General features: G+C 51.6%; 13 protein-coding genes. 5 read left to right on the forward strand and 8 right to left on the reverse strand.

The annotated features are described in order from the left end of the window. Nucleotides 1-73: 73 nt before the first annotated feature. Both AC5JMP_RS14740 and AC5JMP_RS14745 read right to left on the reverse strand, forming a co-directional pair. Nucleotides 74-1,381: an IS701 family transposase gene (locus tag AC5JMP_RS14740; protein ID WP_495852255.1), complete on the reverse strand. Its 1,308-nt coding sequence runs from the start codon at nucleotides 1,379-1,381 to the stop codon at nucleotides 74-76. Between the two features lie 296 nt (nucleotides 1,382-1,677). After that, nucleotides 1,678-2,148 (reverse strand): ATP-binding protein, encoded by a 471-nt coding sequence (locus tag AC5JMP_RS14745; RefSeq protein ID WP_495852241.1) that lies wholly within the window; start codon nucleotides 2,146-2,148, stop codon nucleotides 1,678-1,680. 466 nt (nucleotides 2,149-2,614) lie between these two features. Here AC5JMP_RS14745 and AC5JMP_RS14750 point away from each other — a divergent pair, with 466 nt between their 5' ends. Beyond that, nucleotides 2,615-3,427, forward strand: coding sequence for a WecB/TagA/CpsF family glycosyltransferase (locus AC5JMP_RS14750; protein WP_495852242.1), 813 nt, complete (start codon nucleotides 2,615-2,617; stop codon nucleotides 3,425-3,427). Between the two features lie 103 nt (nucleotides 3,428-3,530). Here the strand turns inward: AC5JMP_RS14750 and AC5JMP_RS14755 are convergent, their stop codons facing one another. Further along, nucleotides 3,531-4,115 carry a DUF3172 domain-containing protein gene (locus AC5JMP_RS14755; protein ID WP_495852243.1) on the reverse strand — a complete coding sequence of 195 codons (585 nt, stop codon included), beginning with the start codon at nucleotides 4,113-4,115 and terminating at the stop codon, nucleotides 3,531-3,533. 251 nt (nucleotides 4,116-4,366) lie between these two features. Between AC5JMP_RS14755 and AC5JMP_RS14760 the strand changes: the two genes are divergently transcribed. The 3 genes from AC5JMP_RS14760 to AC5JMP_RS14770 all read left to right on the forward strand — a co-directional run bounded on the left by AC5JMP_RS14760 (nucleotide 4,367) and on the right by AC5JMP_RS14770 (nucleotide 7,661). Next, nucleotides 4,367-5,188: an ABC transporter permease gene (locus AC5JMP_RS14760; RefSeq protein WP_495852244.1), complete on the forward strand. Its 822-nt coding sequence runs from the start codon at nucleotides 4,367-4,369 to the stop codon at nucleotides 5,186-5,188. Between the two features lie 45 nt (nucleotides 5,189-5,233). Then, a complete protein-coding gene (lysS, locus tag AC5JMP_RS14765) occupies nucleotides 5,234-6,748 on the forward strand; it encodes a lysine--tRNA ligase (protein WP_495852245.1) in 1,515 nt (504 codons plus the stop codon). 295 nt (nucleotides 6,749-7,043) lie between these two features. Beyond that, nucleotides 7,044-7,661, forward strand: a complete 618-nt coding sequence (locus AC5JMP_RS14770) for a hypothetical protein (protein ID WP_495852246.1) — start codon at nucleotides 7,044-7,046, stop codon at nucleotides 7,659-7,661. Nucleotides 7,662-7,858: 197 nt separating this feature from the next. On the opposite strand, the gene AC5JMP_RS14775 is transcribed toward AC5JMP_RS14770, so the two are convergent. Beyond that, nucleotides 7,859-9,166, reverse strand: coding sequence for a hypothetical protein (locus tag AC5JMP_RS14775; protein ID WP_495852247.1), 1,308 nt, complete (start codon nucleotides 9,164-9,166; stop codon nucleotides 7,859-7,861). A gap of 462 nt (nucleotides 9,167-9,628) precedes the next feature. Here AC5JMP_RS14775 and AC5JMP_RS14780 point away from each other — a divergent pair, with 462 nt between their 5' ends. Beyond that, complete coding sequence (locus tag AC5JMP_RS14780; RefSeq protein ID WP_495852248.1) at nucleotides 9,629-11,221, forward strand: serine hydrolase; 1,593 nt, start codon at nucleotides 9,629-9,631, stop codon at nucleotides 11,219-11,221. Nucleotides 11,222-11,235: 14 nt separating this feature from the next. Here the strand turns inward: AC5JMP_RS14780 and sppA are convergent, their stop codons facing one another. From sppA to AC5JMP_RS14800, 4 genes are all read right to left on the reverse strand, one after another. After that, complete coding sequence (sppA, locus tag AC5JMP_RS14785) at nucleotides 11,236-13,032, reverse strand: signal peptide peptidase SppA (RefSeq protein WP_495852249.1); 1,797 nt, start codon at nucleotides 13,030-13,032, stop codon at nucleotides 11,236-11,238. A gap of 78 nt (nucleotides 13,033-13,110) precedes the next feature. Further along, the gene (gene fni / locus AC5JMP_RS14790; protein ID WP_495852256.1) at nucleotides 13,111-14,154 is read right to left on the reverse strand and encodes a type 2 isopentenyl-diphosphate Delta-isomerase; all 1,044 of its coding nucleotides are present in this window, start codon (nucleotides 14,152-14,154) and stop codon (nucleotides 13,111-13,113) included. Nucleotides 14,155-14,408: 254 nt separating this feature from the next. Then, a complete protein-coding gene (locus tag AC5JMP_RS14795) occupies nucleotides 14,409-14,846 on the reverse strand; it encodes a threonine/serine exporter family protein (protein WP_495852250.1) in 438 nt (145 codons plus the stop codon). 40 nt (nucleotides 14,847-14,886) lie between these two features. Next, nucleotides 14,887-15,732 (reverse strand): threonine/serine exporter family protein, encoded by an 846-nt coding sequence (locus AC5JMP_RS14800; protein ID WP_495852251.1) that lies wholly within the window; start codon nucleotides 15,730-15,732, stop codon nucleotides 14,887-14,889. Between the last annotated feature and the right edge of the window lie 83 nt (nucleotides 15,733-15,815).

A 15,815-nucleotide genomic window follows, 5' to 3' on the forward strand; every position in this document is an offset into this window, starting at 1 on the left:
TTTTGCGAAATTGAGTTAGGACGAGTTATCCCTCTTTTGTTACTACCATGAGAGAGAAATAGTATAAGGCGACTCAAACTGACTCCAGGATTGGGATTGGGAGAATGCGAAAGGTATCCATACAATCCATCAACTGATGGAGTCCATGCTCAAGTCCAGGGATGGGAAAAACCTGTAACCAAACCTCTAGCCACCCCCAGCCACTGTAGGGTTGCAGCAGTAATCTCAAATTGTTCAAGGCACTCTTCCAAGTGGTTCCTCGTTCCCAGTGCGGATGCTGAGTAAAGGGTAAGGGCGATGCTGCGGGTGTTGAATCATCAAGATTGCACTGCTGTTGCGCAATAGATTCATCAGCATGGAGACTCACCAGTAAATACACGCTGAAAATCAATTCCCACCCCCGTTCAATACTGTTGTAATCAGTTAAACGATAATCATGCCATCCCAATTCCTGCTTCACCGGTCTGAACCCATATTCAATCCAAGTTCTTAAACTGTATTGAGTCGCAACACTCAACAGGATATTTCCCTCTAGATTCGTCATGATGAACCAACTATCGGCTTTGTCGGGGTCTGACGTGCTGCCCTGGGTGATTTGGTAGTAGCGCACTTTGCGGCGATGTCCAAAAATGATTTCGCGCAGATGTCGTCGTTCGGTGGGATGCTCCGACAGAGGCTGATCATAGGCACACCAGGAGTTGTAGCGTACCCGTTGCCCCTGCGTCATCAGCACCCCATGATTCGAGCGAATCGCCACAATGTACGGCAATTGAAACGTCTCTAGACACCGGGTCACCGCTTCACTTTCGCCATACAAGCTATCCGCTAACACGCGCTCAATGGCAAATCCTAAAGCTTTGATCTCCTGAATCATCCCAATTGCTATCTGGGGTTTGCTTTGGTACTCGTCTGAGGCTTTGAGTCGAGATTTCGGTTTGTAGATCTTGAATAGCAGCGGATAGGTGATGCCATTAACCACCGCATATGCATTGACGCTGACTACCCCATTGGCAGTCTTGCCGAGATGGCCAATGTATTGCTTTGCCACATAGTCGGTGGCTTCCCCTCTCTTTACATCACCCGTTTCATCAATGCACAGAGTGATGGGGTGAGTGCCAATTTCTTGCCTAATCAGGTGTAAGCGAATCGCTCTGAGTTGTTTGACATCCCACATCGCGTCGCACAAAAAGTGATGCAGACTTTGCCTGTCTTTGAGTCCAGTCAGTTTGGCAATCTCCGGTAGCGTTTTGCGGGGCAGGGGAATCCCCATATGCAGCCATTTGAAACACTTATACAGGCGCACATCTTCAAACACAGAGCGATAGAGGAGGCAGCAATCGTCAATGTAGCCAACCGTGGCGATCGATCGGCGTAACGCGATCCTCTATCTCAAGGTAAACTCTACTCCTTTCAGTCTAATTTACTCCACTAAAGGTAACAAAAGAGGGTTTAAGGTGAAGCTACGCGATCGCCTTCTCAATTGACCACGCTATTTAGTGAAAAGATCGTCAGTGAAAAAATCGGGGCGTTGCTAGTTTCACGTATAAATTTTCTGAAAGGGTGGCGGAGTGACCTTTTCAGAAAATTTATACACAGGCTCAGCACCACCAAAATCAGGGCAGTGAAAAAGCTTTGGCAACTCAGGTACAGCGTCGTAACACCACGGTCAGTGCATCTCTAGCGAGCCATCAGCATCCTAGCGCGAGTCTTCAACGGCCTGTTTTTTAACTGCTTACACAGTCGGAGTTCTGTACCTCGGTGATTCCAGTGAACCTGGTCAAAAATCTGGTGAAGAATGAATAAACCTCTGCCGCAGTCGTTAAGTTCGTCAATCGTCTGGCGGTTTTCGTCAGGATTGGTGTCGCAGGTACAGCCTGGAGCAAACCCAGTCCCTTGATCAGTGATAACCCACCAATGCTGATCTTCTACTGAAAAAAACTCAACAGCGATCGTCTTGCAGGGATCAAAATTATTGCCATGCTTGACCGCATTAACAAGTGCCTCCTGTAACCCAAGCCGCAGATCAGGACGGAGTACAGGCGGTACATCCGCTAGCAGCAAGTCTAAAACAGGACACAAATTGAGAGTGGAGGCAAAACTAACTGTGCCCCACTTACGACCTACAGGGCGTAGTGATATAGCAATCACTCAGGGAACCTCAAGACTTTAGAAAAAACTCAACTGATGAAGCAGAAGAAAGCACTAAAAACCCGTAGAGTCATCGAGCGACCGGGTAGACCTAATCGGTTCTGTATCACCCTGCATACACAATTATAGCATGACCCCAAATAGCATGGCTTCAATAGGCACTGTCTCTGCCGCCCTCTCAAGAATTTATGGATTCTGAAGTGTCCATAAGATTAATGTGCAAGTCAGTGTGCTAACTTAGCTAGCTCTTTGGTTCTAAGTAAATCAACGTCAAGACTTAAGAGGATATATTTTTTTAGTGAAATCTTGGTAAAAGTAGGTAGAAGTACTGGATTTCTTAGGTGGAAAATGCAAGGCTGGTGTCCGTGGCGAGAAGTGTGCAGCCACTCAATCAGGGCTGTAGAGATCCAAAAAATGACTTTGACAAGTGAGCCTTCATTGACTTCACGAGGGAGGAATAGTCCGAATGGGCAACGTTAAGCTATTGAATGCATCTATCGACAATCTTTCAATGCCAGAGCTGCTAGAGAATCTTAACCAGGGAGTTGTCTATACGCCAAATGTAGATCATCTTGTTAAGCTGCAAACCGATCGCGAGTTCTTTGAAGCCTACAAGGCAGCTGATTTCAAAACTTGCGATAGCAAAGTTCTATTTTATGTTTCTAAATTTATAGGTTCTCCCATCAGAGAAAAGATTTCAGGATCTGACCTATTTCCAGCTTTTTATTGTCATCACAAAAATAATCTAGATATTAAGATTTTTCTGCTGGGGGCGCGTGAAGGCGTTGCGGCAGAGGCTCAGAGACGAATTAATGCTAGGGTGGGTCGTCCGATCATCGTTGGAGCGCATTCTCCTTCATTTGGCTTTGAGAAAAATGAGGAAGAATGTCATCAACTGATTAAGTTAGTGAATGAATCGGGGGCGACCGTGTTGGCGCTCGGCGTGGGTGCTCCTAAGCAGGAAAAATTTATTCACAGGTACAGAGAGAGCTTTGAGCATGTGAAAATCTTCATGGCGATCGGCGCAACGATCGATTTTGAAGCAGGGAATGTTGCTCGTGCCCCCAAATGGATTAGTGAACTGGGTCTAGAGTGGCTCTATCGCCTAGTATCAGAACCACGTCGCCTTTGGAAACGGTATCTGGTTGAAGGTCCGACATTTTTCTGGTTTGTCTTGCTGCAAATCTTGAATTTATACACCGACCCTTTTGCCAGTGAAGAGGCTAGCTCAGACAAAAGCGCTACCTATAAAAGCATGGCTAAAGTTTTGGATGCGTAAGATCAGGTTCTAGCTGTGCATAATTTGAAGCCCTGAGAAGCAAGGTTGCTTTTCAGGGCTTTTAGCTGTGGGAGAAGTTTTACAGAATGAACTTCTGGATCGCTTACCGGAAGTTATCTAAATCAGAAGGAGCACCGCCCCCTGTCTGGTCTAGGAACAGATTTCGAGCTGTGTCAGTTTGGTAGATACAGTCAATCTTTGGCTTGTTCTCGGCATTGTCTAAGTTGCCCGTGAAGCCGAAGGTATTCATCCGGTTCTTACACTCATTCGCCTGCTGGGAAGTAATCAGATTTTTGCCCTGCAACACGCCCCAGTTGCTGCTGCGAATAACGCATCCCGGCTGCATCCGAGGCTGAGAAATGTAGGCATTGAAGGGGCTGAAGGTCATGAAGGCACGAATATCAACCGTGATGGCACTGGCTCCATACTGTAAGCAAATTTCAGGACTTGGCGCTTTCTGGTCAATATCGTAGCGGGTTGAAATGGTGCCCTGACTGGTCGTGGAAACGGCACTAAAAGAGGTGCCAATGAATACGCCCACCACAAAGACCGCGATCAGGATGGCGATCGTGGCAGAGTTCAGCACTGAGGCAGGTTTGGCGGGTATAGGCTCTCGGTCTGGCATACGGTCTGGCGATCGGTCTGAGTATCGGGATTCGCGGGGTGGCACTCTCGGTCTACGGGTCATAAATATCGGTGATGATAAATACCTTGCAGCTGTTGCAGCGTCTTAGCACCTGGCTCATTTGCAGATCTTGACGTTGCTAATCTCAGCATATCAGAGACATCTGAAACTGCCCCATACCCTCCAGTATGCCGAGGATTTAATCGATTGTGTAAAGGTGAGAGATTCGAGCAAAAGGTGAGAATTGGGCAAAAGGTCAGACCCAACCAATGCCAGAATGGAGAGAGACAAATTTTGCAATTCTTAACAGCGCTATGGTAGCCACTCAGCCCTCTCTTGATAGGAGACAGCCGCGTAAGCGATCGCTCCTCCGCAGCGTTTTGGCAGACAGCCTGACGGTATTTTGGGGCGAATGGCTCGATCTGCGGGTTCGCGTCCTGCAAGTTGTGGCTTCTGGATTGATTTCGCCGCTGATCTATATCTTGGGCTTTGGGCTGGGGCTGGGCAATGCCATGAACGTTAAGCCTCCAGTCGGCGATAGCTACCTCCAGTTCATTTTGCCCGGAATGGTGGCGCTGTCCTCCATGACCATTAGTTTTGGCGGCACTACTTTCTCCATCTGCGGTGAGCGGCTCTACTCCAAAACCTTTGAAGAGATTTTGCTGCTGCCTGTGCATCCTTTGGCGCTGTTCCTCGGCAAAATGATGGCAGGAGTGGTGCGGGGGCTATTGACCTCAGCATCAGTGCTGGTGATTGCGATCGCCTTCACCCAAAACCTCGGCTTTGTGAGTCCGCTGTTTTTGCTGCTGCTCGTGCTGAACTGCGCTGTCTTTTCGGGGCTAGGCGTTATTGTCGGGCTGAACGTCAAATCGCTAGAGGGCGTGGGACTGCTCAACAACTTCTTGATTGTGCCGATGTCCTTTTTGGGAGCCACCTTTTTTGATCCCAGCACCTTACCGACTGCGCTCAAATTTATCGTGTATCTGCTGCCGCTGACCTATACCAGCCTGGGCTTGAGAGCTGCCGTGTTTCAGCCGCTTAGCCAGTTTCCCTGGTACTCCATTCCAATTCTGCTGATTGCTGCGATCGTTTTGGGGGCGATCGGGGCATACCAGTTTGCCCATCAGCAGGACTAGGATTTTTAGAGCTAATTTCTACTCATTTACTTTTACTCTCTCGCCATGTCTTCTGACGATCTCCGCTCCACTCGCCTTGAAAAAGTTGAACAATTGCGCCAGCTTGGGTTTACGCCATTTGCCTATCGCTGGGAAATTACCCATCGCGCCGCAGAGTTGCAGACTCAGTATTCTGACCTGCCCAATGGCGAAGAGGCTGCGGTAGAGGTAGCGATCGCTGGACGCATCCTCATCCGGCGGGTATTTGGCAAACTGGCGTTTTTTACGCTGCAAGATGAGACAGGCACGATTCAACTTTATCTCGACAAAAAGAAGATTGAAGCGGAGATGTCAGATACTGACCCAGCCGCGTTTGATCACCTAAAGCAGCTAACCGATATGGGCGACTTCTTGGGCGTGAAAGGCTCTATTAAGCGCACTGACAAGGGCGAACTTTCGGTCAGCGTTAGTCAGTACGCCATTCTTACCAAGTCGCTGCTGCCCCTGCCCGACAAATGGCATGGCATTACGGATGTAGAGAAGCGCTACCGCCAGCGCTATGTCGATCTGATTGTCAATCCTCAAGTGCGGAACACTTTTCGCAAGCGAGCGCTGATTACGGCAGCGATTCGGCGTTATCTCGATCGCCAGGGGTTTATCGAGATCGAAACGCCAATTTTGCAGAGTGAGGCAGGCGGAGCCGATGCGCGTCCGTTTATCACTTACCACAACACGCTGGAGATGACGCTGTATCTGCGGATTGCGACTGAGCTGCATCTGAAGCGGCTAATCGTCGGCGGATTTGAGAAAGTGTTCGAGATGGGGCGGATCTTCCGCAACGAGGGCATTTCTACCCGCCACAATCCAGAATTTACCTCGATCGAGGTTTACCAAGCCTACGGTGACTACAACGACATGATGGTTTTGACGGAGGCAATCATTGTTGCTGCGGCTCAAGATGTGCTGTCCACGCTGCAAGTCACCTATCAAGGAGAGCCGATCGACCTCACGCCCCCCTGGCGCAGAGTCACTATGCATGACCTAGTGAAAGAGCATACGGGACTAGATTTCACCCAGTTTGAGACGCTAGAGTCTGCCAGGGCTGCCGCTCAGCAGGTGGGAGTGCCCAATGTAGAGAAATGTCAGTCGATCGGCAAACTGCTGAGCGAAACCTTTGAAGAAAAGGTAGAGACAACGCTGATTCAGCCAACTTTCGTCACCGATTACCCGATTGAGGTCTCGCCTCTGGCAAAGCCGCATCGCAGCAAGCCAGGATTAGTAGAGCGGTTTGAGCTGTATATCGTCGGGCGAGAAACGGCAAATGGCTACTCTGAGTTGACTGATCCAATCGATCAGCGCGGACGGTTGGAGGCACAAGCCGATCGTAAAGCTGCCGGAGACCTGGAGGCACAAGGTGTGGATGAAGACTTCTTGACGGCATTAGAATACGGGATGCCGCCGACCATGGGCATGGGCATGGGCATTGATCGCCTTGTGATGCTGCTCTGCGATTGTGCCAGTATCCGAGATGCGATCGCCTTTCCGCTGCTGAAGCCAGAATTTTCCGGTGAAGAAGGGTAGGCGATCGCTGCCTGTTCTGGGCTAAATGGATTAATAGACTTCTTGCAAATTAGGTTTGGCGGGGGCTACGCCTCCGCCAAACCTAATCCAAAAATTCTGATTGGCAAGAGGTCTAATAAGTCCGTCTAAAAACGGGTGACAATCTGAACCCGGATCGGTTAGGACGGGGGATAGGAAATTCAGCTTTCCCCAATGTCCTAAATCCAGCGTCCTGATTTGAACCAGTGACCTCCGCATAAATTAATGGACTGAGGGATGTTCACCATACAATCACTCTAGAAAAACGGCTCTTTGAATGAAATACGCTTTACGTTTTGCTTCCCTCATGGTGCTTGCAGCCTTGATGCTCTCTGCTTGCGGCAAAGCCACAAGCACTGCCAGCAGTACGCCCGCAGGTCAGCCTTCTTCAGATTCCTCTGCCTCACCGACGCCTTCATTAGCGGCCTCGGCGACTCCCTCTCCATCCGTCACGGCTTCTACCACAGATGGACAGGTTTATAAGCAACAAGGCGACTTGTTTGAAATCACCTTCCCTAAAGGCTATACCTATCAGGAGACAGGCAGCGGACTGGCTTTCGTCTCTGAAGATCAGGGGTTTGGCGGTTCTGTAGATTTTGGCGCAGCTCAGGGCAATAAGCTAACGACTGAGCAGCTTGAAAAAGCTCTCAAGGATGAGTATGAAAAGCGGCTGAAAGAGCTGGAGTGGCAAGAAACCAAGCAGCAGCCAGATGGCAGTATTCGCGTCGATTGGACGGGCAAAGACCCCCAGGGAAATGCGCTAGATGCCGTGAGTTTTGTTGAGCAACGCGGCGATACGATTTATATCCTCAATTTGTTTGGTGTGAATAAGTCCTACCAAGATTACAACAGTGACGCTGAGAAGATTGTCAGCAGCTACCGTGTCAAGCAATGAGGCAATGCCTCATCCCTAGAATCAGCAGCGCCCTTCTCGTCAGAAAAGGGTGCCATGCGCCTTTTTATGAATTGGCATGAATTGGCACTCTTTTCCAGAGCAACCGCTAAGGCGGTTAGGACGGGGACATTTTGGGTGGGGCGCTTCGCGCCCCACCCAAAATATTCTAAGCAAACTGGCGACAGCTGTAATTGAGATCAGGGTTGGGCAATGGGAGAGGCAGACGGTAAATCGACAGGAAACTGGTTAATTGGCTCATTCTGGATCGGCTCTACCGCAGAGCGATCGCCTTCTATTTCTGCTGGGCTGGGCTGGGCAGGCAGAGAAGCTGGCTGATAGGAGCTTGCCGACCCGCCTCCGGTTAATTCACTGCTTCTGGACATTTCATTAAGCTGTTGGTTACGGGCGGCAGTTTCTAGCTCAAAAACGCGATCGCGCCACCGCTCGACCTGGCTATTGGCTTCGTCGTAGAGTGCTCGTCCCCAGCTAATTTGATTGGCTTCAGCGATCGCTGCCTGTAAATCAGCCTCGTTGTCCTTGCTGGCTAAAGCCATGGCGCGATCGAGATGAGGACGATCTTCTATCACCTCAACTTGCTGCCGCCATCTACTAATTAGCTGTTGGGCTTCTTCATAACCATCACTCCCAAAAATGACCTGCTGGGCTTCACCGATCGCTGATTGCAGCGCTGCCGAATCTCCCTGACTAGCAAGGCTCCTGGCTTTTCCTAGATGCGCTTTAGCTTCGGCGGTCTGCTCTTGATTGATCCGAGCCAAAAAGTTTTGCGCAGGGCTAGAGAGGGGCTTCGACTTCTGCCGAGCAAGAATCTGTTTTTCAGAGCCTTCTTTGGCAACCTGCAATTGCCGCATTAGCTCTTGATGTTGGGTCGTTGCCCAATACCGATTGTCCAGGGTTAGCAATCGTCTAGCAGAGACCATGACACCAAACCAGTTTCTATCTTGCAGCTTAGTTTGGGCTTCTTCATAAAGCTCTTCTGCCTGTTTCCAGGTGTCTTGCCATTTCTGCATCCGATCGATCGCTAGAGTGCGGGTGCGCACATTGTCTGGAATTTTCTCGGCAATGCTAAGTGCCTCCTCAAGTTTGCCGTCTTGATAGGCTGCTTCTCCCAACTGCAACAGATTGGCTGACCATTTTTGAATCATTCGATCGGATTCAGGGCGCAGGGGATGATCGTGAGAAATGGAACTGACAAGTTGAATCGCCTCCTGTAAGTCTTGAGGCGTGTAGCGATCGGCGCTAATTTCGGCACAGTACAGGCGAGTTGCCGGGTTGTCGTCTGTCCAGGAAACCGTCAGGCACTTAGGCAATTCTGGTAAGCCAAAAAGCTGAGCGACTGCCCATACCCCCAAACCGCTGGGCAGCAACAGCATTGCCGGAATCCCCAACCACAGCGTCAGTTTGGTGAGATAGGGATGATTCAGGTCAAGATTGGCGAGGTAGGGGCGATCGCTCCTAAGCCCAAATTTGCGGAATAGATTCGGCATAGCCTAACTTCAGCGTGAGAGTGGCAAGGTATTCAGTGGACTTAATTCAGTGAGCTTATTATTTTCATCAGCATAACTTGAGTCTTCGAAAATCCTGATTTTTTGATCGATTGCAGTATCGTTTAGGCGATCGTCTAAATTTTTGAAGTTTTGTAAAGCCTTTCTCTGCAATACCGGAGATCCGTTAGTCTTTAGGGCGAGTTACTTCATAAAACTTGTTTTCCGCACTAGCGGCTCCAAGTTCTTGCCAGAAGTCAGCAAGCTTGCTAAAAATAGACAGCCTGTTTCTGAAAGAAAATTTGGGTGAGGCTGAGAGGAGATATGCGGTTTAGCAGTTTCCTGTCTAGTATTGCTCACTACAGGGTATTGCTCGTCACATAGTATTGCTCACTACAAGAGCTGGGTATCGCTCACTACAAGAGCTGGTGGTGTTAAGAGTCAGTTGTGTTAGAGGTATCATCTGTGCTGGAATCGAGTCATCCAAGAGAGTCGCAGCGGCGCCGTGCAGCCCGTCGTCGGTCTTCCCCCCCGCAGCCACCGCAGCAGCAATTACCCCAGGGAAGAGGGCGTGATGCCGTTTTGGATCGGGCGCGATTTCAGCCCTTGAGCACTCAGCGTGGAGCAACCCATCGCCATTCCAATAGTTCAGACTCTAGGACTTCTATTTTCAGAGAGCTAAGGGATGATCCAAGACGAGAGTCTATCCGTTCTAAAAATCAGCCGCGATCGGGAATGCGTGGGTCAGTAGGGTCTTCCACAGACAGTCTTGCCGCACCGGGGGGTGAGCCTGGAACAGCTGCCCTCAGAGCCAAAGTGGCTGCCAGACAGGGCAAAACAGATCGAGATGCGAACTTCCAACGTAAGCCCAGAGAGAAGCGCGATCGCCGTCCAACTCCGCCCTTACTGCACTTAGTACGCCTGTTGATTCTGGGGGTGGGCGTGGGCGCGATCGCTGGAACGGTGCTGTCAATCTGGAACCCTGCAATTCATCCTTCGGCGTTAGCAACTCAGCGGGCTAATTCTGCTTCTTTGGGCGGCGGTTCTGGTGGCGGCGACCTTGGAGGGCGATCGACCGCTGCAACTCTGCTTGCCAAAGGGCAGGAACTCACCGGACTCACGCCCAAAATTTTGCCCATGGCTCAGGAAAGCGAAGACTTAATTCCAGGGGCATTTTTGGTGGATCTGGACACAGGCGATTACTTTAGCCTCAACGGTAGCTCTAGCTTTGCTGCTGCCAGCATGGTTAAAGTGCCGATTTTGATTGCGCTACTGCAAGATGTGGATGCGGGTCGGGTACGGCTGAATGAAAAGCTAGTTTTACAGCAGGTTGATCTGGCAGAAGGTTCTGGAGACATGCAGTATACTCCGGTGGGATCGGAGTATACGGTGCTGGAAACGATCAGCAACATGATCATCACTAGCGACAACACAGCAACCAATATGGTGCTTCGGCGTTTGGGCGGCATGGAGGTGGTAAACCAGCGATTCCGTCAATGGGGCTTGCAGCAAACGACTCTTCGTCAACTTCTGCCCGATTTAACAGGCACAAACACCACCTCGCCTAAAGAGCTTTCAATGCTGATGGCGATGCTGAGTCAAGGAGAGCTGTTGTCGATGAAATCTCGCGATCGTGCTCTCGACATTATGCAGGATACTATCACAGACACGCTGCTGCCCACCTCTCTAGGGGAAGGCAGCACCATCTCTCACAAGACAGGCGACATTGGCTCTCTGGTGGGCGATACAGGCATTATTGATATGCCGAACGGCAAGCGTTATGCCATTACTCTCATGGTGAAGCGCCCCCACAACGACGATCGTGCTCAAGAGCTGATTCGGCAGATGGCTGGCACAGTTTATGATCATCTGAACCAATCGGTGGGTGGGCGATCGAGCACCGCCCCAGAGGTAAGTAACCCCAGTGAGGCAAGTGACCCCAATGAGGCAACTCCTTCAGGGGCAGCAGAAAGTGAGCCTATCGCACCTGACACTGGCGCGGCTTCTGATATGCCTGATACTGGCGCAGTCATGCCCCCACCCATACCTGCCCCCTAGAGGCGCATGAGAGGCTAACGGATATCGGAGTTGAACGGCAGACGGCTGTAAACTCCAAGCGGATCGTTCATCGATCGCAGGATTTCTAGATCTTTGCCCAATTTCTCCATCTGCTGGGTCAGCGGGTCAACAGGCGTAGTGGCGCGAGTTGAAGTGCCTAAAAGCTTGCCAAGTTGCTCTTCAAACGATCGTGGCTTAGGATATTCTTCAATTTGCCAGTCGTCCGACAAGTTTGCCGCTTTGACGGCAGCTTTGATGGCATCTTCTAACCCGCCTAGCTGATCGACCAGACCAATTTTCTGAGCCTGTAGCCCTGACCAGACGCGACCTTGGGCTATTTCGGCAACTTTTGTTTTAGGCAGGCGACGCGACTCTGCCACCAGGCTAATGAACTGATCGTAGATGCGATCGACCACTCGCTGACTGATCGCCAGCTCCTCTGGGGTTTTGGGGCGCGAAACGGTGTCACCATCCGCCAGACGCGCAGTCTTGACCGTGTCCCAGGTGATACCGTTGCTGTTGCTGATGCCTTGGACGTTGGGCAAAACTCCAAATACGCCGATCGATCCGGTAATGGTCGTGGGTGAGGCAAAAATTTGGCTAGCGTTGGCGGAAATCTGATAACCGCCCGATGCCGCGTAGGTGCCCATCGAAACAATGACAGGTTTTTTGGCTTGGGTCAGCGACATTTCTCGCGCCACCAGAGCCGATGCCGTAGCGCTGCCTCCCGGACTGTTGACCCGCAGCACTACGGCTTTAGTGCTGTCATCTTGGCGCAGCTTACGAAGCAGCCTTGCCAGAGCATCGCCTCCGATTTGTCCGGTGCCGCCTTCACCGCTGACGATATCTCCCTCAGCATAGATAACGGCAACTTGATTGCTGGAGGACTGCCGAGCAGAGGATGTAGCCGCCGCGTAGTTGGACAAATCAATTTGTCTCAGGGTTTCACTGCCTTTTTCTTGTCCCGTCAACCCCTGAAGCTCGGCAACGATCTCGTCTTCGTAGGCAATTTTGTCGATTAAGCCCACAGATTTTGCCTCCTCTGGCATCAGCAATCCCTGGCGATCGGCAATTTCCTGCATCTTCTGCGGGGTTAGCTTCCGGCTTTTAGCCGCCGCAGTGGCAAACTCATTCCAGAGATCGGTGAGCAGAGCCTGAGTCTGCGCCTTGGCTTCCGGGCTGCTTTGCGATCGCGTCAGCGACTCAGTGGCAGCTTTGAACTTGCCTACCCGCAAAATTTGAATGCCCACCCCATACTTTTCCAGTGCCCCCGCAAAAAAGGTGCTTTCAGAGCTGAAGCCATTAATTTCTAGTAGGCTACTGGGATTGAGCAGCACCGTATTCGCCACCGAAGCGAGATAGTAATCTTTCTCTTGCCACTGCACGTCATCATAGGCAAAGATTGGCTTCCCCGATTGACGAAAGGCTTCTAACGCTTGCCGCACTTCTTGTAAGGTGGCAAAGCCAGAACCCGTAGGCTGAATACTGCCATACAGCAATAGCCCTTTAATCCGATCGTCTGTGGTAGAACGTCGGATAGCTTCGATCGCCGTTCGTAGCGGGATAGAGCTACGGCTACCACCCGATAGCGCTGCCCCAATGATGGCTCTGGGTTCTGACGCAGCGCTGGAGTCGGTAATCTCTTCGGATAGGTCAAACGTCAGAATGGAGTCTGCTTCAACCTGGGGTTCTGTGCTGCTGCTGCTAGAGGCGATCGTCACCAACAGCGCCGTCAGTCCAGCAATGCCTAGCGTACAAAACAGAACAATTCCCGCTAGGGTCGCAAACGTATATTTGAAGAAGTCGCGCATTTATTAATCAAGTGGGGTGGGGGTGCAGGGAGCAAATTGCAGCGGCTGATATTGCCAGATCACTCTCCCCGATCACTCTCATAGTACCCGCAACACACCGGGCTGTCTCAACCCCGCCAGTGTCGGACTTCCGGTGCAAAACATCACGGTGGCAAGCTCTGCGGTTAGAGCCTCCATGAGGGTATGCAGCGCTGCTTCAGAGTCGGCGGCGGCCTGTAAGAAAGGCAGTGCCAGTCCGGCGAGGTCGGCTCCTAGAGCGATCGCCTTAGCGCCATCTAGCCCGTTACGCAGACCGCCAGAGGCAATCAGGGGAAGGGAAGGGGCGATCGCCCGAATTTCGGTAATACACTCGGCGGTTGGAATTCCCCAGTCAGCAAAGGTCTTGCCCAGCCGCCGCTGACGTTCATCCTGAGCGCGTTCACTTTCTACCCTTGCCCAAGACGTGCCGCCTGCCCCAGCAACATCGATCGCGCTGATGCCTACTTCAATGAGCTTTTGAGCCATCCTAGCCGAGATACCGTTGCCCACCTCTTTGGCAATCACCGGGACGGGCAGCTTCTCGCACAAGCGGGAAATTTTTCCTAGCAGCCCCCGAAAGTTGGTATCGCCTTGAGTTTGCACACATTCCTGGAGCGGATTCAGATGCAAAATCAGGGCATCGGCTTCCAGGCTATCGACGACTCTTTGACATTCTTCTATGCCGTAGTGGTAATTCAACTGCACGGCGCCTAAATTGGCAAACAGGAGAATGTCTGGCGCTAGCGATCTCACGGCAAAGGTTGCGGCAACCTGCGGATTCTCGATCGCCACCCGCTGAGATCCTACGCCCATGGCAATTTTGTAGTGCTGTGCCACGGCTGCCAGCCGATAGTTAATCGTTTGCGCCAGCTCTGTACCCCCCGTCATTGATGAGATCAGCAGCGGCGCATTCAGAGTCTTACCCAAGAAGCGCGTGGAGAGGTCAATTTCACTGCGATCGAGTTCTGGCAAGCAGCAGTGCATAAAGCGGTATCGCTCAAATCCAGTCGTTTGCTGAGACTGCACATCATCTTCTAAGCAAACCCGCAGATGGTCTGCCTTGCGGCTCTGGGTGGCAGCACCATCAGCTGATGAAGAATTCAGTAGAGGATCAGATAAGTGGGCTAAGGGGTTACTCACAGTTCACAGAGCTGGATCAAGGAGTTGGACAAGTGCTTTAGCTAGTGTGCCATGCGATCGCCTAGAGACAACCAGATTTATGTTTGGGTTTGCCAAATAGCTGAGAACCTAGCTTTCTCTCTGCATGGACAGCTTTAGCCTGAACAGCCTTAGCATAGACAGCTTTAGCATGGACAATTCTAATTCAACCTCAAACGGCGTAGAATCTGCCTAGACAATCACACGCGGCGCTCAAATCCCCACTCTGCATCGGTGAGAATGCGGGCGGTGCCAATGCCAGCGGCGATCGCCCCCACCTTAAATCCTGCCTGAATCGTGCCTTGCAATCCTGCCGACAGATCTCCCCGATGAAAGTACACAAGCGCCTTGTACGCCACGGTGCCAGGTACCATGCAGATGATCCCAGGCAGCGAAAACAGCACAAGCGGTAGATGGAGCGATCGCGAAGGCAAAATTCCCACCAGCCCCACAAAACAAGCGCCCAGAAACGTGGCGCTGATGCTGCCCATGCCCAAATTCTCTGCTGTCAGGCGCAGCAGATGTCCACCCATGCCGATCGCCGCACAGATAAACAGCGCGTTGCGGGGCGTATTGAAAAGAATAGCGAAACCCAAAGTGCCAACGAAGCTAAGCAAGGCATTTAGCAAAAAATCCATTGCAAGAACCTGAATGGGGAGAGGCTACTAGACGGAGCTACTAGGTGAGACTTAGACCTACCAGCGACATGCCCAGCATCATACCAAACGCCCCTCCGGCAAGCAGCAATAACGCATACATCACCCGCGACATACCCGAAAGCAGATCGAGCCGCACCAAATCTAAGGCAGCAGTCACCAGCGGCATACCGGGAACCAGAAACAATACAGCCGCCAGGAAAGCAGAGTCTTGGGTCTGAGACTCTAACCCAAGCCAAATCAAACTCTTTAGGGCAAAGTTGCAGAGGAGCGTAGCAATCGCCGCACACACGACCGTAATGGCGATCGGATTGAGATACCTACGATTAATACGCATTCGCACCCACTGTCCAATGCCTGCCGCCGCTGTTGCCGCCATAAACTCTGCCGTACCTCCCCCATTTAGCCCCGAAAAAGCCCCGCAGGCGATCGCTACCGCCATCACCGTCAGCGGAGGAGAGTAGAGAGACGGGTGGGACTCGATCTTATCCAGAGTCGCCATGAGGCTGCTCGGAGTCGCGTCAGCGGGAATGTGCTGAGAGAGAAACTCTACCTCGCTCAGACGGCTCATATTCACTCCGATGCTGTAAATTCGCGCCACCTGCGTGTAGTGCAGTGCGCCACAATGCGCCGACGCCGTAATCCCAGTCAGAGTAGTAAAAGCATCCAGTCGCTCTACCCCAAGGGTCATCGCCACCTGCCGCATGGCTTCCTCTACGCGAAAGCTCACCGTGCCGCAGCGCAACATCAGAGTGCCAAATCGCATCACCACCTGCATGATCTGAGCCAGCTCGGCGATCGTTAGCTCAGACCTATGGCTTGGCAGCTCAGGTTGATGGGTCAGCTCAGACTTGTTATGCGGCGGCATAGGTCTCTAGGGAGTATCTGCCAGGTTGCCGTCAGGGTAGTTGCTAATCTGGCGCTGAAGACTGGCAATGGCGCGGTTGTAAT

The organism is Drouetiella sp. (assembly GCF_059504425.1).

Bases quoted from the DNA above. Each gene is read 5' to 3' on its own strand.
- AC5JMP_RS14755 (WP_495852243.1), bottom strand. From the start codon at position 4,115: ATGACCCGTAGACCGAGAGTGCCACCCCGCGAATCCCGATACTCAGAC.
- AC5JMP_RS14760 (WP_495852244.1), top strand. From the start codon at position 4,367: ATGGTAGCCACTCAGCCCTCTCTTGATAGGAGACAGCCGCGTAAGCGA.
- lysS (WP_495852245.1), top strand. From the start codon at position 5,234: ATGTCTTCTGACGATCTCCGCTCCACTCGCCTTGAAAAAGTTGAACAA.
- AC5JMP_RS14795 (WP_495852250.1), bottom strand. From the start codon at position 14,846: ATGGATTTTTTGCTAAATGCCTTGCTTAGCTTCGTTGGCACTTTGGGT.
- AC5JMP_RS14770 (WP_495852246.1), top strand. From the start codon at position 7,044: ATGAAATACGCTTTACGTTTTGCTTCCCTCATGGTGCTTGCAGCCTTG.
- AC5JMP_RS14775 (WP_495852247.1), bottom strand. From the start codon at position 9,166: ATGCCGAATCTATTCCGCAAATTTGGGCTTAGGAGCGATCGCCCCTAC.
- AC5JMP_RS14750 (WP_495852242.1), top strand. From the start codon at position 2,615: ATGGGCAACGTTAAGCTATTGAATGCATCTATCGACAATCTTTCAATG.
- sppA (WP_495852249.1), bottom strand. From the start codon at position 13,032: ATGCGCGACTTCTTCAAATATACGTTTGCGACCCTAGCGGGAATTGTT.
- AC5JMP_RS14800 (WP_495852251.1), bottom strand. From the start codon at position 15,732: ATGCCGCCGCATAACAAGTCTGAGCTGACCCATCAACCTGAGCTGCCA.